The sequence below is a fragment of the Streptomyces sp. O3 genome, assembly GCF_054788135.1.
In genome coordinates this window covers 1-345 of record NZ_JBTVYK010000154.1, presented here as the reverse complement: position 1 = coordinate 345, position 345 = coordinate 1, and the positions used below count along the sequence as shown (strand labels likewise).

The 345-nt window shown below is 55.9% G+C and carries 1 rRNA gene; it reads right to left on the bottom strand.

Going from position 1 to position 345, the window contains the following annotated elements:
* A 23S ribosomal RNA gene (locus ACX6XY_RS30130) occupies positions 1-345 on the bottom strand; the annotation flags it as partial.

Below are 345 nucleotides of genomic sequence, written 5' to 3'. Positions count from 1 at the left end.
ACGGGTTAACCTCGCTACACACCGCTAACTCGCAGGCTCATTCTTCAAAAGGCACGCAGTCACGACGCACCGAGCAAGCTCGATGCGCGACGCTCCCACGGCTTGTAGGCACACGGTTTCAGGTACTATTTCACTCCGCTCCCGCGGTACTTTTCACCATTCCCTCACGGTACTATCCGCTATCGGTCACCAGGGAATATTTAGGCTTAACGGGTGGTCCCGCCAGATTCACACAGGATTTCTCGGGCCCTATGCTACTTGGGTGGTTCTCAAACGAGCCGCTGATGTTTCGACTACGGGGGTCTTACCCTCTACGCCGGACCTTTCGCATGTCCTTCGCCTACA